The sequence below is a fragment of the Micromonospora sp. 050-3 genome (assembly GCF_046549335.1).
In the GTDB taxonomy this organism is placed as follows: domain Bacteria; phylum Actinomycetota; class Actinomycetes; order Mycobacteriales; family Micromonosporaceae; genus Micromonospora; species Micromonospora trifolii.
The window spans coordinates 102,613-121,107 of sequence record NZ_JAJPVX010000003.1; the positions used below are offsets into that span (position 1 = coordinate 102,613).

The window sequence follows — 18,495 nt, forward strand, 5'->3', positions numbered from 1 at the left end:
GGACTGTCGCGGCTGCCGTCCTCCGGGCGTGGTCCCGACCAACGGGCGTGGCCCGTCGCCGTCCGCTGTGCCAGACTCGATCACCGTGCAGGACGCCTCGGAAAGCCCCGCGCCGAACCTCGCCGACCGAATCCGCCGGGCGGCTCACGACTGCGCCGAACGGCCCGCGCTGCACTGGCGTGAGCACACAGTGAGCTGGTCCGAACTGGACGCCGCAGTGGACGCCGCCGCCCGTGGCCTGTCCGCCGCCGCGCCACCCACCGACCCCGGCGGTACGCCGCCCCGCGTCGCCATCGCGCTGCCCAACACACCGGACTTCGTGATCGCCTGGCTCGGCGCCCTCCGCGCCGGGCTGGTCACAGTGCCGGTCAACCCCGGCCTCACCGCCCCGGAGCTACGGCACGTGCTGGCCGACTCCGGCGCGTCGGTGCTCATCGCCACCGACCACGTTCGGGGCCTGGTCGCCGACGTGGCCGCCGAGCTGCCTGCGCTCGCCTCGGTGCACGGCACACCACCGACCGCCGAGGCGCCCGGACCGGCACCCCGCCCCCGACGCGGCGGCACCGACCTGGCTGTACTGCTCTACACCTCCGGCACCGAGGGGCGACCCAAGGGAGCGATGCTCTCGCACCAGGCGCTGCTCGCCAACCACGAACAGGTCGCGGAGATCGAGCCGCCGGTGGTCGGGCCGACGGACACTGTTCTCCTGGCGTTGCCGCTGTTCCACGCGTACGGGCTCAACTCCGGGCTCGGCGCGGTCGTGCATCACGGCGCGACAGGTGTGCTGCTCGACGAGCCGGGCCCGACGGCGGGGCTGGACGAGATCGCGCGGCACCGGGTCAGCGTGCTGGTCGGCGTACCGTCGATGTTCCTGACCTGGGCCGGCGCGGCCACGGCCCGCGCGGCGACAGCGTCGGTGCGGGTGGCGGTCTGCGGCGCGGCGCCGCTCGAACCCGCTGTCGCGGCGCGCTTCACGGAGGTCACCGGGCATCAGGTGCACATCGGGTACGGCCTCACCGAGACCGCGCCGGTGCTCACCTCCACCCTGGTCGGCGGCGTGGCCAAGCCGGGTTCGATCGGCCGGCCGCTGCCCGGGGTGCGGCTACGCCTGGTCGGCGCGGACGGGGTTGACCTGTGGCGCGACGGGCTGGCCGTCCCCGACGACGACTCGGATGAGCTGGACATCTCCGACGTGGCGCCGGGCACCGACCCGGGGCAGATCGTGGTGTGCGGCCCCAACCTCTTCACCGGCTACTGGCCCGACGGTCGGGGCGGCCCGGACGCCGAGGGTTGGTGGGGCACCGGCGACATCGCGTACGCCGACGAGGACGGCGACCTCTTCCTGGTCGACCGGCTCGGCGAGTTGATCCTGGTCAACGGGTTCAACGTCTATCCGCACGAGGTCGAGCTGGTGCTCACCGGGCACCCCGGGGTGGTCGAGTCGGCGGTACTGGGTGTGCCGCACCCGCGGACCGGCGAGACTGTGCGGGCGTACGTGGTGCCGGCGCAGGGCCGACCGGTGACCAGCGAGGAACTGCTCGCCCACTGCGCACGAAACCTGGCCCGGTTCAAGTGCCCGACCGCTGTCGAGTTCGTCGACGCCCTGCCGCACTCGGCGATCGGCAAGGTACGCAAGACCCAACTCCGGTCGGCGACGCCGACCGACCGCACGGAGGTAACCGATGGCCAGTGACGCCCGACTCGCCCTGATCACCCGACCCGGCTGCCACCTGTGCGACGACGCCAAGGCGGCGCTCGACCGGGTGGTCGCGGTCACCGGCGACAAGTGGGTCGAGTGGGACGTCACCGGTGACGAGGGGCTGGAGCGGGAGTACGGGGACCGGCTGCCGGTGGTGATGCTCGACGGCAAGGAGCACGGCTACTGGCGGGTCGAGGAGGACCGGCTGCTGCGGGACCTGACCACGCCGCAGCTCTGACGGGTGCCTAAGGTGCTCTGATGACCTCAGCACCCCCGCACCTCGTCTGGGACTGGAACGGCACCCTGCTCAACGACCTCAGCCTTGTGGTGTCCGCCACCAACGTCGTGTTCGCGAGCCTGGGTGGGCCGACGGTCACCCCGGACGAGCACCGGGTGCGGTTCCGCAGGCCGATCGCCGAGTACTACGCCGAGGTGCTCGGGCAGGCCGTGGACGGCGACGAGTTCGGCCGACTGGACAAGATCTTCCACGACGCGTACCGCAGCGGGTTGACAACCTGTGAGCTGGCCGCCGACGCGCGCGCCGCGATGGCCGCCTGGCCGGGCAGCCAGAGTCTGCTCTCCATGTGGTTCCACGAGGAGCTGGTCCCGACCGTGCACACGTACGGGCTGACCGGCCACTTCACCCGCGTCGACGGGCTGCGGGCCACTGTCGGCGGCGGCCGCAAGGCGGAGTCGCTTCAGCTGCACCTGGCCGAACTGGGCGTGGACGGCGCTTCGGTGGTGCTGATCGGCGACTCCATCGACGACGCGGACGCGGCGCTCTCGGTGGGTGGCCGTGCCGTGCTCTACACCGGCGGGTTCACCGACCCGGCCCGGCTGCGCGCCTCCGGTCACCCGGTGGCCGACACCCTCACCGACGCGGTGGCCCTGGCCCGGGAGGTCAGTTCCGCAGATAGGTGAGGACGGCCAGCACCCGCCGGTGCTGTTCGGTGTCCGGCGGCAGTGTGAGCTTGGTGAAGATGTTGCGCACGTGCTTCTCCACAGCGCCGTCGCTGACCACCAGGGCGCGCGCGATGGCGGTGTTCGAGCGGCCCTCGGCCATCAGGGCGAGCACCTCGCGCTCGCGGGGGGTCAGCTCGCGCAGCGGGTCGTCGCGGCGACGCCGGGCGAAGAGCTGACCGACCACCTCCGGGTCGAGCACCGTGCCGCCGCCCGCCACCCGCCGCAGCGCGTCCAGGAACTCGTCGATCGCGGCCACCCGGTCCTTGAGCAGGTAGCCGATCCCGCCGCCGCCGCCGCCGGTGGTGGCGAGAAGATCATCGGCGTACGACACCTCGACGTACTGGGAGAGCACCAGGATCGGCGTACGCGGCACCAGCCGACGTGCCTCCACCGCGGCCCGCAGCCCCTCGTCGGTGTGCGACGGCGGCATCCGGACGTCGACGATCGACACGTCGGGCCGGTGCTCGACCACCGCCTCGACCAGGGCGTCACCGTCCCCGACAGCGGCCACCACCTGGTGCCCACTCTCGGTCAGCAGCCGGACCAGCCCCTCCCGGAGCAGGACGGCGTCGTCGGCGATCACGATGCGCATGGCTGTGTTGTCTACCACGTCCGGCCCGTCGTACGGGCTCGGCGCGGTGCCGGACCGCTCACAGCGGCAGCTCGGCGCGGATCTCGGTGGGCCCGCCGGTCGGGCTGACCACCATCAGTTCGCCACCGGCGGCCCGGACCCGGTCGGCGATGCCGGCCAGCCCGTGCCCCTTCGCCAGGTGCGCGCCGCCCTGCCCGTCGTCGCCCACCCGCACCTGGAGGTGGGTGCCCTGCCGGGCCACGGCCACGGTGGCCTCGGTGGCCCGGCTGTGCTTGGCGACGTTTGTCAGTGCCTCGGACACCACGAAGTACGCGGTGTTCTCCACCGCCGGGTCGAGCCGCCCGGCCGGGGTGCCGAGCTGCGGGTCCACCTGGAGCTCGATCGGGATCAGCCCGCGGCCGGCGATCGCGGCCAGGGCGCTGGGCAGGCCCCTGTCGACCAGGATCGGCGGTGCGATCCCCCGGGACAGCGCCCGCAGTTCGGCCAGCGTGTCCCGGGTCTGGGCGACCGCCTCGTCGATGGTGCGGCCGGCCGCCTCCGGGTCCGAGGCGAGCTGCATCCGGGCCCGGCTGAGGTCCATCGCCAACCGGACCAGGCGCTGCTGGGGGCCGTCGTGGATGTCACGTTCCAACCGGCGTAGCGCGGAGGCCTCGGCGGACACGGCGGCCCGCTTCTGCTCCTCCAGCACTGTGATCCGGTCGCGCATCTCGGCCACCCCGGTCAGCATCGCCTTGGCGAAGCTGGCCTGGAGCAGCGCGCAGCCCCGCACCACGATCGGCAGGGTGATCAGGAAGAACACCCCGAGTGCCGTGTACAGGCCGATCCGGGCGGTGGTCGAGTCGCCCAGGCCGAGCAGCTGCGCCAGGTCCTGGTCACCCTCGCCGTCGGCCCGGGGCAGGGCCCAGTCGTACGCCCAGTAGAGCGAGCCGGTGATCGCCGCGGCCCACCAGGACAGCGTCACCACGAAGGTGCCCGCCGCCGCGATCAGCCGCAGGATGCCGTGCGCCAGGTCGAGCCAGGACTGGGCGTCCCGCATCGGCACGAAGATCCGCCGCCAGGCGTTCGCGCCCGCCTCGGGCAGCCGATAGTGCGGCCGAATCCTGGGTTGGTGGAGCACCGCCGGCAGTCGCAGCCGCTCGATGTCGGCCAGCCCACGGGCGGCGTACAGGGTGCCGCTGAGGATCGGCAGGCCGATCACCGTGACCACCAGGCCGATGCCGACCGCGAGGCCGACGATGAGGACGACGAAGCTGGCCAGCGCAAGGGGCAGGCCGAGCAGCACGTACCCGGAGTCGACGAAGAGCTGGCGGGGGATGCTCGGTGCCAGCGTCGGTCGGTCGCTGGTGGCGGCAACGGCGGTCATGCTCAAAGGCTAGGCATTTGGGCTCGGTGTCCCCATCCCGAAACCCCGCCTCTCCTCCGTAGTGCTGCCCCTACCACCGCCGGGGCGACCTCTGGGCAGGGCCGGCGCGGGATTGGTCAGAGAAGTCGGGATTGAGTAATAATCGCCCAGGGCCGTGGGTGGACCTGGGCGTTCAATCGATCTTGTGGAATGGAGGGGCTGGTGAGGTCGCGCCACGCAGCGACAAGATCGCGATTTGTGCACGTCTTCACAAGCGCCTACGCTGTGACTCCGACGCGCCCTGCTAGCACAGCCGGCAACCTCGGTCGCCAGCGGGAGTCCACAAACGGCCCACCAGCGGAGTTGGCCGAGGATCGCACCGCACGGAGTCTCATGAGTCAGCACCGTCACCCAGGCGCGCCCGGCCGCGCCGGTGCCGTACCGGCGCTCCCGGATCTGCCCGAGGCGACCGTCGCTCGGCTTCCGGAGTACCTGCGCGCGCTGCACAACCTCGCCGACGCCGGGCACGAGACGGTCTCCAGCGAGGGTCTCTCCGCCGCCGCCGGGGTCAACTCCGCCAAGCTGCGCAAGGACCTCTCCCACCTCGGCTCGTACGGCACCCGGGGCGTCGGCTACGACGTCGCGCTGCTGATCGAGCAGATCGAGTATGTGCTCGGGCTCACTCAACGCCGGGCGGTCGCCCTGGTCGGCGTGGGTAATCTCGGTCACGCTCTGGCTGGTTACGACGGCTTCGCCAGCCGGGGCTTCCGGATCGCCGCACTGCTCGACGCCGATCCGTCCCGGGTCGGTGAGGAGATCAACGGCCTGGTAGTCCGGCATGTTGACGACCTGCCGACGGTCGCCGCTGAGGAATCCCTCGCGATCGGCGTGATCGCCACCCCGGCCGCCGCCGCCCAGCAGGTCGCCGACCAACTGGTCGCCGTCGGCGTGACGAGCATCCTCAACTTCGCACCGTGCGTACTCTCGGTTCCGGAGGGGGTCGACGTGCGCAAGGTCGACCTCGCCATCGAGCTGCAGATTCTGTCCTTCCACGAGCACCGCAAGGCGTCGCTGACCGCGCTGCCCGCCACCGGCGGGTCCGCTCTCACCGCCCTGCCGGGCGGGTTCGCGGCCACCGACACCCAGGAGGCGATAGGCACGTGAAACTGCTCGTCGTCGGCGCGTCCTACCGGACCGCCCCGGTCGCCACGCTGGAGCAGCTGGCCGTGCCCCCCGCCGACCTGACCCGCACACTGGACCGCCTGGTCGCCCAGCCGTACGTGGCCGAGGCGGTGATCGTCTCCACCTGCAACCGGGTGGAGGTCTACGCCGCCGTGTCCGGTTTCCACGGTGGGCTCGGCGACGTCTGCGCCGTGCTGGCCGAGCAGGCCGGCAGCTCGCCGACCGCGCTCGCCAGCCACCTGTACGTGCACTACGACACCGCGGCCGTGGACCACGTCTTCCGGGTCGCCACCGGTCTGGACTCGATGGTGGTGGGCGAGGCGCAGATCCTCGGCCAGCTGCGAGACGCGTACCACTGGGCCACCGGCGCCGACTCGGCCGGCCGCCTGCTGCACGAGCTGATGCAGCAGGCGTTGCGGGTCGGCAAGCGGGCCCACGCCGAGACCGGCATCGACCGGGCCGGCCAGAGCGTCGTCACCGCCGCCCTGGAGTTGGCCGCCGGGCACCTCGACGGCGACCTCGTCGGCCACCCGGCCCTGGTGGTCGGTGCCGGTGCGATGGGTTCGCTCGGGGTGGCCACGCTGTCCCGGCTGGGCGCCGGGCCGCTCACCGTCAGCAACCGGGGCGCCGACCGGGCCGTCCGGCTCGCCGAGTCGTACGGGGCGAGTGCCGCGCCGATGATCGAGCTGGCCGACACCCTCTCCACAGTGGACATCGTAGTGGCCGCCACCGCGTCCACCGAACCGGTCCTCACCCGGTCGGTGGTCACCACGGCGCTGGCCGAGCGCGACCCGGCCCGGGGCCCACTGGTCCTGCTCGACCTGGCCGTCCCGCGCGACGTCGAGGAGGGCGTCGCCGAGCTGCCCGGCGTCGAGGTGATCGACATCGACCGGATGGCGGCGCTGCTCGCCGACGGTCCGGCGGCTGCCGACGCCGCCGCCGTCGAACGCATCGTGCTTGGTGAGGTGGAAGGCTTCCTCACCTGGCTGCGCGGCGCCGACGTGGCACCCACAGTGGCCGCGCTGCGCGGCCGGGCCGACGACGTGGTCACCGCCGAGCTGCGTCGACTGGCCCAGCGTCGCCCCGACCTCGGCGACGACCTGCGGGCCGAGGTGGCCCGCACTGTGCACCGGGTCGTGCAGCGGCTGCTGCACCAGCCCACCGTCAAGGTCCGCCAGTTGGCAGCGGAGCCCGGCGGCGACCAGTACGCGGCACTGCTGCGCGAACTGTTCGACCTCGAGGTGCCGCAGACCTCACCGGTGGACACCGTCCCGGACGTGCTGACCCCCGACTTCGGCATGGCGCTCCCCGGCACCGACCCGGTGTCCGGCGCCGACGCCGACGAGCCGACCCCACCCACCGGAGGTGCGCGATGACCGCCCCCCTGCGCCTCGGCACCCGGGGTAGCGCCTTGGCGATGGCCCAGTCCGGCCAGGTCGCCGAGGCGGTGACCGCCGCCACCGGCCGCCCCGTCGAGCTGGTCGAGGTGGTCACCGCGGGCGACCGCTCCAGCGCGCCGGTGCACCGGCTGGGCGTCGGGGTGTTCGTCTCCGCCCTGCGCGACGCGCTGGCCGCCCGCACGATCGACTTTGCGGTGCACTCGTACAAGGATCTGCCCACGGCTGCCGCCGGTGGGCTGCACATCGCGGCGGTGCCGGCCCGGCAGGACCCGCGCGACGCGTTGGTGGCCCGCGAAGGCCGGACGCTCGCCGAGCTGCCGCCCGGGGCCACCGTGGGCACCGGCGCGCTGCGTCGGATCGCCCAGTTGCACGCCCTCGGCCTGCAACTGGAGGTCACCCCGATCCGCGGCAACGTCGACACCCGCCTGGGCCGGGTGCTCGGCCCCGAGGCCGACCTCGACGCCGTCGTGCTGGCCCGGGCCGGTCTGGCCCGACTCGGCCGGCTCGACGTGATCACCGAGTCGCTGGACCCGATGCTCATGCTGCCCGCTCCCGCTCAGGGCGCGTTGGCCGTGGAGTGCCGGGTCGACGACCAGGACCTGGTCGAGCTGCTCGCCGTGCTCGACCACGCACCGTCGCGTGCCGCGGTCACCGCGGAACGTGCGTTTCTGGCAACCCTGGAGGCCGGGTGCAGCGCACCCGTCGCCGCCTATGCCGAACTCGCCGAAGGCGAGACCGGCGATGAGATCTACCTGCGCGGGGCGGTGATCAGCCCGGACGGCACTCGTGACCTCCGGCTGTCCCGCACCGGAACGCCCGCCGACGCGGCGGAGATCGGTAAGGCACTCGCCGCCGAACTCCTCGACCTCGGCGCCGACTCGATCCTCGGCCACGAAGGACACACCGGCCCGGGGACCCAGCAATTTGGGAGCACAGAATGACCCGCACCCGTAAGCCCGTCGGCCGTATCGCGTTCGTCGGGGCTGGCCCCGGTGACCCGGGCCTGCTGACCCGTCGGGCCCACGACGCCCTGGTCGACGCCGACCAGGTGATCTACGACCGGGGAGTCCCGGAGTCGTTGCTCACCGTCGTTCGCGCCGAGGCCAGGGACGATGCCGAGTTCACCCCGGCCGAGGGCGCGCCGGGGGACGTGGCGAAGGTGCTGATCTCCGCGGCCCGTTCCGGGCTGAACGCGGTGCACCTGGTCGCCGGCGACCCGTTCGGGCACGACTCGGTGGTCAAGGAGGTGCAGGCGGTGGCCCGCACCGCCGCCCACTTCGAGGTGGTGCCCGGCGTCGGCCAGGCCGAGGGTGTGGCCACCTACGCGGGGGTCCCGCTGCCGGGTGTGCGGACGGCCGCAGACGTCGAGGACGTCAGCGCACTGGACTTCGAGGCGCTGGCCACGGCCGTCGGCCGGGGTTCGCTCGCGCTCGCCGTGGACGCCGGTGACCTCGCCGCCGTCCGGGACGGGCTGCTCGCCGCCGGGGTCGACGGCACCACCGGCGTCGGGGTGACCGGCGACGGCACCGGCGAGACCCAGTACACGACCACGTCGACAGTGGACAGCTTCGTGGCCGCCGCGCTCGGCTTCACCGGCCGGGTGGTGCTCACCGTCGGTGTCGGCGTGGGGCAGCGCGACAAGCTGAGCTGGTGGGAGAACCGCCCGCTGTACGGCTGGAAGGTGCTCGTACCCCGGACCAAGGAGCAGGCAGGCGCGATGAGCGCCCGGCTGCGCGCGTACGGGGCGATCCCGTGCGAGGTGCCGACCATCGCTGTCGAGCCGCCGCGCACCCCGGCGCAGATGGAGCGGGCGGTCAAGGGCCTGGTCGACGGCCGGTACGCCTGGGTGATCTTCACGTCGGTGAACGCGGTCCGCGCGGTCTGGGAGAAGTTCGCCGAGCACGGTCTCGACGCCCGGCACTTCGGTGGCGTCAAGATCGCCTGCATCGGTGAGGCCACGGCGGACGCGGTCCGCGCGTTCGGCATCCAGCCGGAGCTGATCCCCGCCGGGGAGCAGTCCTCGGAGGGTCTGCTGGCCGAGTTCTCGCCGCACGACGAGATCCTCGACCCGGTGGGCCGGGTGCTGCTGCCCCGCGCCGACATCGCCACCGAGACGCTCGCCGCCGGGCTCACCGAGCGCGGCTGGGAGGTCGACGACGTGACCGCGTACCGGACGGTGCGGGCCGCTCCGCCGCCCGCCGAGATCCGCGACGCGATCAAGTCGGGCGGGTTCGACGCGGTGCTCTTCACCTCGTCCTCCACCGTGCGCAACCTGGTCGGCATCGCCGGGAAGCCGCACGCCCGGACCGTTGTTGCCGTCATTGGGCCCAAGACGGCGGAGACCGCGACGGAGTTCGGCCTGCGGGTCGACGTCCAGCCGCCGCACGCCTCGGTGCCCGACCTGGTGGAGGCGCTCGCCGCCTACGCCGTCGAGCTGCGGGAGAAGCTTGCCGCCATGCCGGCCAAGCAGCGCCGTGGCTCGAAGGTGCAGGGCCCCACCGCCCTGCGCTTCCGGTAGTCGTTCGAGGAGGCCCTGCCATGTCGTACCCCGAGATCCGGCCCCGCCGGCTGCGCCGCAACCCGGCGGTCCGCCGGCTGGTGTCCGAGACCCGGGTCGACCCGGCCGAGCTGGTCGTGCCGATGTTCGTCAAGGAGGGGCTGACCGAGCCCCGAGCCATCGGGTCGCTCCCGGGGGTGCTCCAGCACTCCCGGGACTCGCTGCGCAAGGCCGCGGTCGAGGCGGTCCAGGCCGGTGTCGGCGGGATCATGCTCTTCGGTGTGCCGGAGAAGCGGGACCCGACCGGCTCCGGTGGCATCGACCCGAACGGCATCCTCAACGTCGCCATCCGCGACGTGGTGGCCGAGGTGGGCGACGCCACTGTGGTGATGAGCGACCTGTGCCTCGACGAGTTCACCTCGCACGGGCACTGTGGGCTGCTCAGCCCTGACGGTGAGGTCGACAACGACTCGACCCTGGCCGCGTACGCCGAGATGGCGGTGGCCCAGGCCGCCGCCGGGGTCGGCATGGTCGGGCCGTCCGGGATGATGGACGGCCAGGTCGGCGTGGTACGCCGGGCCCTCGACGCCGCCGGCTACCAGGACGTCTCCGTGCTGGCGTACGCAGTGAAGTACGCCTCTGCCTTCTACGGCCCGTTCCGGGAGGCTGTGGAGTCGGCGCTGGAGGGCGACCGGCGCACCTACCAGCAGGACCCGGCCAATCTGCGTGAGTCGCTGCGTGAGGTCGCGTTGGACGTCGCCGAGGGCGCCGACCTGGTGATGGTCAAGCCGGCGCTGCCCTACCTCGACGTGGTGTCGGCGGTGCGGGCCGCTGTGGACGTCCCCGTCGCCGCCTACCAGGTCTCCGGTGAGTACGCGATGGTCGAGGCGGCCGCCGCGAACGGCTGGATCGACCGCGAGCGGGTGATGCTGGAGACGCTCACCTCGATAAAGCGAGCCGGCGCGCAGGTCATCCTCACCTACTGGGCCGTCGAGGCCGCCGGCCTGCTCCGCCAGCGCTACTGACCGGTCCGCTCAGGGCCTCCCGGTCGGAACCGACGCGACTGCGCTTTCGGGCAGTTCACTGCGGGGACCGTGGTGCTTCTGGGCGTCCTTTGCTCTGCTTCAACCGGCGCAACACTTTGCGGGCCTAACCGTTGCGTCGATTGAAGCAGAGCAAAGGACTCGGACCAGGCGGCCGCTCCCCGCCGCCTCCGGCCCTCGATGACGGCTGTCCACAGGTTTATCCACAGGGATTGAGCATCGCCGGCGCGTCCGGGATTGTGGTCGGATGGCGTCGGCGCTTGGTTCTCCCCAACCTCCTGGTCCCCTCGTCGGACGATTTCCCATCGCCGGTCTGGTTCGCCGGGCACGTCGCATCGTCCGGCTGAGCCAGCAGCAGATGGCCCGCTTCGCCAAGGTCGCGCCCTCGACGATAGGTCGGGTCGAAGCGGGCAACCTTGCGCCGAGCCTGGCCGTACTGGAGCGCCTTCTCGGCGCGGCCGGGCTCTTCCTGGTCGTGGTGGACCAGGAGGGCCGGGTCGTCCTGCCGATGGCCGACCGGGACGACGTTCAGGACGGGGCGGGTCGCCGTTATCCGTCCCACCTCGACACGATCCTCGACCCGGAGCAGGGGGAGTGGTGGGGGGACATCTACGGGCTGGCCCGACCCCCAGAGACCTACCATCGCAGTTCGGCAGATCGCGAGGCGCGACGCCGACGCAGCCAGTGGGAGGTGCGGGTGGCGCAGCATCGCACCGCGCCACCCCCACCACCGGTCCACGATTACTACTGAGCCCATGATCAGGGCAGTTGCCCCGGGCGGTCGACGATGGCCAGCCGGGTGACGGCGGTGCTCGTGCCACCCCACGTCGGCCGGCCGCGTCCCGAATCTCGTCGGGCAACACGGTGGCCCCGGGCACCTGGGCCATCGCCTGGAACAGCGCGCCGAGCGACTGCGGCGGCACATAGCCCTCGAGCATCCACAACCCGTCGGCGAAGATCGTCTGGGGGTCGTTCCTGATGGCCTCCAGGTCCGCGCCGGCGGGCAGATCCAGGGGAATCGGGTGATCCCGCAGGTACTGCGCCATCTGCTCCGGCTCGGTGGGTAGGCCCTGGAAGTAGCCGGGCGGTGGGTGTACGGGACGGCATCCGGCAGATCCCGCCAGGTGAGTCGCAGTTCGATGAAGAGGAACTGGCCGGGGCGTGCCACCAGGTCGGGCTGCTGCCGGGCTGTATCCGCGGCCTCGGTCAGGATTTCGGCCGCGCTCGCCGTCGGTGGGGCGTCATCCACCTCTGCACCACCAACCCGCTGATGGTCAGCAGGGCGACCAGCCCACCGACCCCGGCCAGGCGCCAGCCAGGCGTACGCCAACGAGGCCCCCGGCGGGCTGCCCGAACGGGAGGCGCGGTCGGCTCCGGGTCGGAGGTCTGGTTCGTGAGTCCGGCGGCGACGAGGTGTTACGTCTTGCGCAAGATCATGCTGAAACAGGATGTAGTGGCCCCCTGGTCGGCGGAGGCCACTACATCCTGGGTCGAGCGCTGTTGAGACGAATCTCAGTCGTCGTTGGTGATCGTTCCGGTCGCGAGTGGATCGGCCAGCCGCAGGCCGGGCACGCCGGCCACCAGCAGCGTCACCTTCTCGTCCGCCTCCCGCTTGCGGTCACCGCGCACCGACACCGGGAACGCCACCGACGTCTGCCCGGCGGCCAACACCTTGCAGCCGGCGTACGGGTCGAAGTCCGAGCCCGCCTGTGCCGTGAGGCCGACGGTGGCGGCGCAGAGCAGCACCGACTGGGACAAGGGCCGAGACACTGTGGCGGTGAAGGTGAGCTGCCGAGTGCCCTGGTTGCCCTCGGCCACCGCCGTGTCGGCCACCGTCAACGACGCGCGGGAACGGAACCGGGCCACCTGCGGGTCGTGGTCACTGGAACCCCGTGACCCGTCACCGGCGAACTCCGCCGGCCAGTCGGCGTTGATGTGCGCCGCCCGCACCTGCACCAGGTCGCCGTAGAGCGCGTCGTTGACGAACAGGTGGTCGAGAGTCTGCGCCTGCCCCTCGAAGCTGTACGAGTAGGCCGAGGCCGGCACGTCCGCCACCAGGTTGTCCCACAGGTTGTGCAGGCCCGCCTCGTAGAGCGGGGCGAGCTGGTCCGACGGCGTGGGCTGGTCGCCGGTGGCGATGGGATCGTCCGGGCGGGGGAAGACGTTCAGGTCCCCGCCGTAGACCACCCTGGCGGTCTGGTCGGCCGCCTCGATCGCGGTCACGATTGCCGCGCCGTAACGCGCCTGCTCCCGCCGCTGCCCGACCCGGCTGTCCGGGCCGGACGAGTAGTGGTTGCTGAGCGCGTACAGGGTGAACCGCTCGGTCGAGCCGGGTGCCGCGGCCACGCTGAACTTGCCCAGCTGCGGAGCACGGGTGAAGACGTTGCTCCCGTCCCGACCGGTCGAGGTGTCCACATCCGCCGGCAGCACCGCGTTGAGAGCCTTCGGGTTCTGCACGTCGGCGTTGGCCGGCAGCCCCGCAGCCCGGTACTGAACGGTCGGCGCCGAGCCCAGCAGCGGGTCGTTCGCCGTCGCGGCAGCCAGCGACAACCGGTCCGTGCGGTACAGGAAGGCCGCGGTGATACCGCGGGCGTCCGCGCCGGTCCGGTCATAGGCGGCGGCGTACGCGGGCCCACCGGCCGCCGCCACCGCGAGCGCCAGCTCCTGGATGCTGTCCGGAGCGCCGTCGGCGTTGTTGGTGTCGCCGCAGCTCAGCGCCGCCCCGGAGACCGTGCAGATGTCCTGGTCCTCGGCCTCCTGCACCAGGATCAGGTCCGGTGCGTGCAGGTCCTTGACGATCTGGTCGGCGAGCGCGGCCAGCTGCTCGCGGTATTCCGCCTCGCTGCCGGGCACGTAGTCGAACGGCGGGTCGACGCCCACGCAGCCGGCGTTACCGGCGAAGTCGCAGCCGTCGAACGGGTCGTCGCGGTAGTCGTACAGGTTCTCCACGTTGTAGGTGGCCACTGCCACCTCCTGCGACCGGTCGGCCGGCTTGGGCGGGTTGTTCTTCGACGGGTCGGCCCCGGCGGCGAACTCGGCCCGCTCAACCTGGACGCCGTACTTCTCGAACGAGTAGTAGACCCCGCCCACAGCGTCCACCCGCAGCGTGTCGAAGGTGTGCGCCGGCGGGAGCAGCGCGGCGCTGTCCCCGGCCGTGGCCTTCACGCCCATGCTGCCGAGCAGCGTCCGCTGGCCGTTGCCGTCGTCGAAGCGGCGGGTCGGGTCGTTGTCCAGCGGGTGCGAATCACGGAAGACCCGCCGAGAGTACGCGTCAGCGCGGTCCAGCAGCGGGTCGTCGCGGTCGACCACCCACAGCTCCGCGTCGGCAGTGGAGGAGAAGACGTCCCGGCCGCTCACCGCGCCGCTGCCCGCGCGAACCCGCATGCGGGAGCCCTCGTGCCGCTCCCAGAAGCGCTGCGCGTCGGTCAGCAGGGCCGGCGGCACCGCGTCGGTCACCGCGACCGCGGTGTCCACGGCCAGGCCGCCGCCGATCCGGCGGACCAGCGACGCGCCGGAGAGCTGGGTGAAGTTGTAGTACTCCGACACCCGGGCCCGCAGCACGACCTCGTCGCCGACCGTCGGCACGTAACCGCCGATCAGCGAGGTGAACGTGCCCATGAACACGAAGATGCCGTCGGAGCTGGTCGGGTCGCCGTCGGTGTCACCAACGCGGCTCTGCAGGAAGAACCCGTGCTGCTCCGCACCGGCCGAGGTACGGGCCAGGGTCAACTGGGTGATCACGCCACGTACGTCGTACAGCGTGCTGCTCGTGCCGTTGCCGCTCGCCGGTGCGAGCGGTGACCTGTCGCTCGGACCGGACTCGGCGTTGGTGGTCGGGCCCTGCACCTCGCCGACGGTCAGCTCCCGGGTCACCTGCACGACAAGCGCGCAGCTCGCGGTGCCACCGCCCGCGTCGGTCGTGGTGAGGGTGACTGTGTACGCCCCGGCGGCGAGGTCGGCGCTCACGCCGACCGTGGCGCGGGCGGTGCCGCCCACCCCGTCGGCGGGAGTGAACGCGGTACGGGTGATCGAGCCGGAGGTCGGGCTCGGGCTGATCGCGGTCACCGCCAGGTCGACGATCGTGTCGTCGGGGTCGGCGGCGGTCACCTCGCGGCTCGCAGCCGTGCCGGCGGCGGTGACCAGCGGCCCACCACAGGTCAGCGTGGCCGGTACGTCGACCGGGCCACCACCGTCCACGGTGTGCGCGCCCAGCCCGTCGAACGTGTCGACCGGAAGACCGGCCCACTGTGCGGCGGGGTCGAAGGCGTCCGACGGGTCGGTGTCACCGGCCGTCACGTTCGGCAGCCGGCGCACTGTGTTGTCCGCGGTGCTGGTGACGCCGGCCCCCCACTCGGTGCCCGGGTCGACGCCCACCTGGCCGATCGAGTCGAGCACTGCGGTGCCCCGGCGCAGCACTATCGCGTCGTCACCGTTGAAGAGGCTCGCCCCGGTGGTCTGGTCGGCCTGAGCGAGGATGGCCGCCCCGGCCGAGGCGCTGGCGAACACGAACGCGTCACCGGCCGCCACGCTGCCGGTCAGGGCGATCGTGGTGGCCGTGGTGGCGCCGTTGAAGTAGAGCTGCAACTGATAGCCACCGGCCGCCAGGTCGACGGCGGCGCCCGTGCCGTTGAACAGCTCGATCGCCTTGTTGTTCGACGAACCCTCGACGTACTCCGAGATGAACAGGTCGGTGGGCGCGGCGCTGGCCGCGGTGGGTGCGACGCCGAGCGCCGTAAGGGTCACGGCGGCGGTGGCGGTCGCGAGCGCGGCGATTGAGCGGCGCGGGCGCATAGGGCCTCCACGATGGGTGGATGGGGGTCAACGCACGTTAAGGTGCGCAACTGTCCACCGTCCATCCCCTAATGGACAGTTTCGTGAATTCCTCAGCGTGGCGGATCGAGGCGGTGCACGAGCTCAGCGACGTCGACGCTGTATTCGCACCAGTCCCGGTCGGGGCGGTAGCCCAACTCCGCGTTGACCTTCAACATCGCCTCGTTGGCCTGCGCGTTCCAGGTCTGCACCTCGATCAGCTCCGGCTCGGCGGAGCGCAGCTCCAACAGCATCCGGGCCTTGATCGCCCGATCGATGCCGTAGCCCCGGTGATCCTGCGCGACGATCGTGTCGTACTGGTCGGCGCGGGTCGGGTGCTGCGCCGGCACCACCACCTCGGTCAGGCCGGCCACCTCGCCGCTCTGCTCGTGGCGGGCGAGCACGATGTACGGCTTCATGCCCCGTCGGTGCAGCGTGTCGAGGCTGTCGCGCAGCCGCTCCGGGTCGTACGAGCTGGGGCGCAACTCACCGTCGTCGACGTCGCGCACCTCGGCCTTGGCCCGCGCGTACGCCTCGATCAGGTCGTCCGGCGGCCCGCCCGGGAAGAACTCCAGCTGGTAGCCCGCCCCGATGCCGGTGGCCATCTCGGCCAGCTCGGCCCAGTCCACAGCGGTCAGGTCGAGCACGCTGCGCGTCTCCACGTACTCCCGGGTGAAGCCGAGCGACTCGTAGAACCCGACCGCCGGCGTGTCGCCGACGACCTCGACCCCGATCGACCGGAAGCCCTCCTGGTAGACCCGGCGCGCGGCGCGCAACACCAGGTCACGGCCGAGGCCGGTGCGCCGCGCGGACGGGTGCACCAGCACCTCGAGCACGCCGATGTCACCCAGAAGGAGTACGTGCACCTGGCCGAGCACCGCGCCCGTGTCGCCCGGGGCGGTCGGCTCGGCCTGGGCGATCCAGGAGATCCGCCGCTCGCCGGGCATCACCTCGGCGAGGTATTCCCGTAGCGAAGCCTCCCGCCAGGGCGGATCCTGCGGCAGATCGGCCGCCAGGACCGCGTTCAGCGTGGCCAACAGCGACGCGATCTCGGCGGACGACGCGGTCCTGGGGTCCCACTCGCGCACCATCACCCGTCTAGCTTGCCGCTAACAGAGGCCCGGGGGAAGTGTCCAGTTCTCCAACGTATCGAGACGATCACTTCACAACCGACTGGCCCGTCCGTACCGGTTCGCGGTGTCGTAGACGTCCTGGGCGTACCGCCGCACATCGTTGTAGGACAGGATCGCGTTCCACCAGTCGCCCGCGATGCTCAGGTTCCGACCGCCCTTGCAGAGGTAATTTCCCGCTGCCAGGGCGGCGTCGTCCAGGTCGTGCGGGTCCTTGATCCCGTCGTTGTCGGCGTCCGCGCCGATCTCCTGCCAGGTGGTCGGGATGAACTGCATCGGCCCGATCGCCCGGTCGAGGGTCGCGTCCCCGTCGAGCGCCCCACGGTCGGTGTCGATGATCCGCATCCGGCCGCCGTTGCCGTCCAACGGCAGCCCGATGATCTTTGGTATCGCCTTGCCGTCCTGTCCCAACCGTGCGCCGTTGGCCGAGCCGTGCCCCGATTCGACCTGACCGATAGCGGCCAACGTGGTCCAGCTCAGCGCGCAGCTGCGGTTGGTCTGGGTGAGCACCAGCTCGGCGTAGCCGTACGCCTGCATGGCGACGGCCGGGACGCCGACCTTGGCACCGACCTGCTGCGCCCAGCCGGCCAGGGCGTCCGACGGTCGGCCACCGATCGCCGACCCGGTCGGCAGCCCGTTGCCGGGCAACCCGCCGGTGGGCAGCGGAAGAGTCGGCAGCGGGCCGGTGGGCAGCGGGCTGGTGGGCAGACCGGACGGCACCCCCGGCGGTGCGACCCCGCTCGGTGCGGCCGAGGCGTCGACAGCGACCGGGCGCGGTGCCCGGATCGCGGCCGGTACGAGCAGCGCTCCCGCCGCGGCGGTCGCGGCCACCAGCGCCAGCAGGAAGACGCCGGGCAGGGTCAGCCGACCGCTCGGCCGGCGCGCCCAGGCGCGGGTCGCCCGGGCCGCGGCGGCCGCTGCCCGGCGGGGCGGCAGCCGTACGGCATGCGCGAACTGCACCCGCCGCCGACGGGCCGGGTCGGACGCCGGCACGACCGGGATCTCATCCACAGTGGTCTTCGCCGGATCCGCGGCACCGGTCTTCGCATCGTCAGCTGGCGTGTCGGCGCTCGACGCGCCGGCCGCCTTCGCGTCCTCGGCCCTCGCAGCGTCGGCCTTCAGGTCCTCGGCCGGGACCTTCGTGCCGGTGGCGCTCGCGTCCGGTTCGGAACCGGCGGGATCGGCTGCGGTGGGCTTGGCCGCTGGCGGAGCCGGCGGGGTGACCGGTAGCGGAGTCGGCGCGGTGGCTGGTGGCGTGCTCGGCGTACTCGCGGAACGCCCGCTCAGCCAGGGGCGGCGGGGGCGGGGCACCTTGCGCACCGGGTCGGGCGCGGCCCCCGAGCCTTCGAGCGGCCCGTCCAGCGGCGCGGCCGGTCGTAACGGTTGCACACGCGTGTCGTCCTCGCCGTCCACCACCTGTCGAGTATCACCCATGCTCCGCCAACCGTCAGATCCACGTACCCTGGGTTGCATGCCCAGGTACGAGTTCCGCTGCCGCGCCTGCGGCGACACCTTCGAGGTCAACCGATCGATGGCGGCGGCCGGTGAGCCGGCCAGCTGCCCACAGGGACACGCCGACACGGTCAAGCTTCTTTCCGCTGTCGCGGTCACCGGCCGCAGTGGTGGTGCCGGTGGTGCCCCGGCACCCGCCGCTGGTGGCTGCTGCGGCGGCGCCTGCGGCTGCTGATCGGGCCAATTCGCTGCCGCTTGGTGGGCCGGCCTTGTCGGGAGCGGGTCCGAGTGGCACGTTGAGGCGGCACTTGCCCGGCCGTTCTCACGATGTGTGATCGTCCGGACTCAGGCAGCATGAACCCGACGTCACGGGCGGAGGTTCCTCG

The 18,495-nt window shown here is 72.3% G+C and carries 15 protein-coding genes; 10 read left to right on the top strand and 5 right to left on the bottom strand.

From position 1 onward, the window contains the following. The first annotated feature begins 85 nt into the window (after positions 1-85). From ACLJOK_RS28495 to ACLJOK_RS28505, 3 genes are read left to right on the top strand one after another with little or no spacing between them, the layout of a single operon-like run. Entirely contained in the window at positions 86-1,693 is a 1,608-nt protein-coding gene (locus ACLJOK_RS28495) for an AMP-binding protein (RefSeq protein ID WP_410821692.1), read from the top strand. Then, positions 1,683-1,937, top strand: a complete 255-nt coding sequence (locus ACLJOK_RS28500) for a glutaredoxin family protein (RefSeq protein WP_030490173.1) — start codon at positions 1,683-1,685, stop codon at positions 1,935-1,937. Before ACLJOK_RS28495 ends, ACLJOK_RS28500 begins: the two co-directional genes overlap by 11 nt. Before the next feature lie 20 nt (positions 1,938-1,957). Next, positions 1,958-2,620 (top strand): HAD family hydrolase, encoded by a 663-nt coding sequence (locus ACLJOK_RS28505; protein ID WP_410821693.1) that lies wholly within the window; start codon positions 1,958-1,960, stop codon positions 2,618-2,620. On the opposite strand, the gene ACLJOK_RS28510 is transcribed toward ACLJOK_RS28505, so the two are convergent. Continuing rightward, positions 2,601-3,254, bottom strand: coding sequence for a response regulator (locus ACLJOK_RS28510; protein ID WP_410821694.1), 654 nt, complete (start codon positions 3,252-3,254; stop codon positions 2,601-2,603). The two genes, ACLJOK_RS28505 and ACLJOK_RS28510, sit on opposite strands and share 20 nt — an antisense overlap. Positions 3,255-3,312: 58 nt before the next feature. Beyond that, the gene (locus ACLJOK_RS28515) at positions 3,313-4,617 is read right to left on the bottom strand and encodes a sensor histidine kinase (protein WP_410821695.1); all 1,305 of its coding nucleotides are present in this window, start codon (positions 4,615-4,617) and stop codon (positions 3,313-3,315) included. A gap of 372 nt (positions 4,618-4,989) precedes the next feature. Between ACLJOK_RS28515 and ACLJOK_RS28520 the strand changes: the two genes are divergently transcribed. From ACLJOK_RS28520 to ACLJOK_RS28545, 6 genes are all read left to right on the top strand, one after another. Further along, positions 4,990-5,760, top strand: a complete 771-nt coding sequence (locus ACLJOK_RS28520) for a redox-sensing transcriptional repressor Rex (protein ID WP_124819092.1) — start codon at positions 4,990-4,992, stop codon at positions 5,758-5,760. Then, positions 5,757-7,154, top strand: coding sequence for a glutamyl-tRNA reductase (locus ACLJOK_RS28525; protein WP_410821696.1), 1,398 nt, complete (start codon positions 5,757-5,759; stop codon positions 7,152-7,154). The genes ACLJOK_RS28520 and ACLJOK_RS28525 overlap by 4 nt, the downstream gene beginning before the upstream one ends. Further along, positions 7,151-8,119, top strand: a complete 969-nt coding sequence (hemC, locus tag ACLJOK_RS28530; RefSeq protein WP_410821697.1) for a hydroxymethylbilane synthase — start codon at positions 7,151-7,153, stop codon at positions 8,117-8,119. Before ACLJOK_RS28525 ends, hemC begins: the two co-directional genes overlap by 4 nt. After that, positions 8,116-9,696: a uroporphyrinogen-III synthase gene (locus ACLJOK_RS28535; RefSeq protein WP_112584249.1), complete on the top strand. Its 1,581-nt coding sequence runs from the start codon at positions 8,116-8,118 to the stop codon at positions 9,694-9,696. Before hemC ends, ACLJOK_RS28535 begins: the two co-directional genes overlap by 4 nt. A 20-nt stretch (positions 9,697-9,716) precedes the next feature. Then, complete coding sequence (gene hemB, locus ACLJOK_RS28540; protein WP_410821698.1) at positions 9,717-10,700, top strand: porphobilinogen synthase; 984 nt, start codon at positions 9,717-9,719, stop codon at positions 10,698-10,700. Positions 10,701-10,965: 265 nt separating this feature from the next. After that, positions 10,966-11,469, top strand: a complete 504-nt coding sequence (locus ACLJOK_RS28545) for a helix-turn-helix domain-containing protein (RefSeq protein WP_410821699.1) — start codon at positions 10,966-10,968, stop codon at positions 11,467-11,469. Between the two features lie 761 nt (positions 11,470-12,230). On the opposite strand, the gene ACLJOK_RS28550 is transcribed toward ACLJOK_RS28545, so the two are convergent. The 3 genes from ACLJOK_RS28550 to ACLJOK_RS28560 all read right to left on the bottom strand — a co-directional run bounded on the left by ACLJOK_RS28550 (position 12,231) and on the right by ACLJOK_RS28560 (position 18,073). Continuing rightward, the gene (locus tag ACLJOK_RS28550; RefSeq protein ID WP_410821700.1) at positions 12,231-15,509 is read right to left on the bottom strand and encodes a lamin tail domain-containing protein; all 3,279 of its coding nucleotides are present in this window, start codon (positions 15,507-15,509) and stop codon (positions 12,231-12,233) included. A 92-nt stretch (positions 15,510-15,601) separates the two neighbouring features. Continuing rightward, positions 15,602-16,618, bottom strand: a complete 1,017-nt coding sequence (locus ACLJOK_RS28555; RefSeq protein WP_328655478.1) for a GNAT family N-acetyltransferase — start codon at positions 16,616-16,618, stop codon at positions 15,602-15,604. A gap of 72 nt (positions 16,619-16,690) precedes the next feature. Further along, positions 16,691-18,073: a lytic murein transglycosylase gene (locus tag ACLJOK_RS28560; RefSeq protein WP_410822207.1), complete on the bottom strand. Its 1,383-nt coding sequence runs from the start codon at positions 18,071-18,073 to the stop codon at positions 16,691-16,693. Between the two features lie 55 nt (positions 18,074-18,128). On the opposite strand from ACLJOK_RS28560, the gene ACLJOK_RS28565 reads away from it, so the two are divergent. Further along, positions 18,129-18,344: an FmdB family zinc ribbon protein gene (locus tag ACLJOK_RS28565; RefSeq protein ID WP_238666924.1), complete on the top strand. Its 216-nt coding sequence runs from the start codon at positions 18,129-18,131 to the stop codon at positions 18,342-18,344. Positions 18,345-18,495: the final 151 nt, after the last annotated feature.

Bases quoted from the DNA above. Each gene is read 5' to 3' on its own strand.
- ACLJOK_RS28550 (WP_410821700.1), bottom strand. From the start codon at position 15,509: ATGCGCCCGCGCCGCTCAATCGCCGCGCTCGCGACCGCCACCGCCGCC.
- ACLJOK_RS28555 (WP_328655478.1), bottom strand. From the start codon at position 16,618: ATGGTGCGCGAGTGGGACCCCAGGACCGCGTCGTCCGCCGAGATCGCG.
- ACLJOK_RS28515 (WP_410821695.1), bottom strand. From the start codon at position 4,617: ATGACCGCCGTTGCCGCCACCAGCGACCGACCGACGCTGGCACCGAGC.
- ACLJOK_RS28500 (WP_030490173.1), top strand. From the start codon at position 1,683: ATGGCCAGTGACGCCCGACTCGCCCTGATCACCCGACCCGGCTGCCAC.
- ACLJOK_RS28520 (WP_124819092.1), top strand. From the start codon at position 4,990: ATGAGTCAGCACCGTCACCCAGGCGCGCCCGGCCGCGCCGGTGCCGTA.
- ACLJOK_RS28545 (WP_410821699.1), top strand. From the start codon at position 10,966: ATGGCGTCGGCGCTTGGTTCTCCCCAACCTCCTGGTCCCCTCGTCGGA.
- hemB (WP_410821698.1), top strand. From the start codon at position 9,717: ATGTCGTACCCCGAGATCCGGCCCCGCCGGCTGCGCCGCAACCCGGCG.
- hemC (WP_410821697.1), top strand. From the start codon at position 7,151: ATGACCGCCCCCCTGCGCCTCGGCACCCGGGGTAGCGCCTTGGCGATG.
- ACLJOK_RS28510 (WP_410821694.1), bottom strand. From the start codon at position 3,254: ATGCGCATCGTGATCGCCGACGACGCCGTCCTGCTCCGGGAGGGGCTG.
- ACLJOK_RS28565 (WP_238666924.1), top strand. From the start codon at position 18,129: ATGCCCAGGTACGAGTTCCGCTGCCGCGCCTGCGGCGACACCTTCGAG.
- ACLJOK_RS28535 (WP_112584249.1), top strand. From the start codon at position 8,116: ATGACCCGCACCCGTAAGCCCGTCGGCCGTATCGCGTTCGTCGGGGCT.
- ACLJOK_RS28505 (WP_410821693.1), top strand. From the start codon at position 1,958: ATGACCTCAGCACCCCCGCACCTCGTCTGGGACTGGAACGGCACCCTG.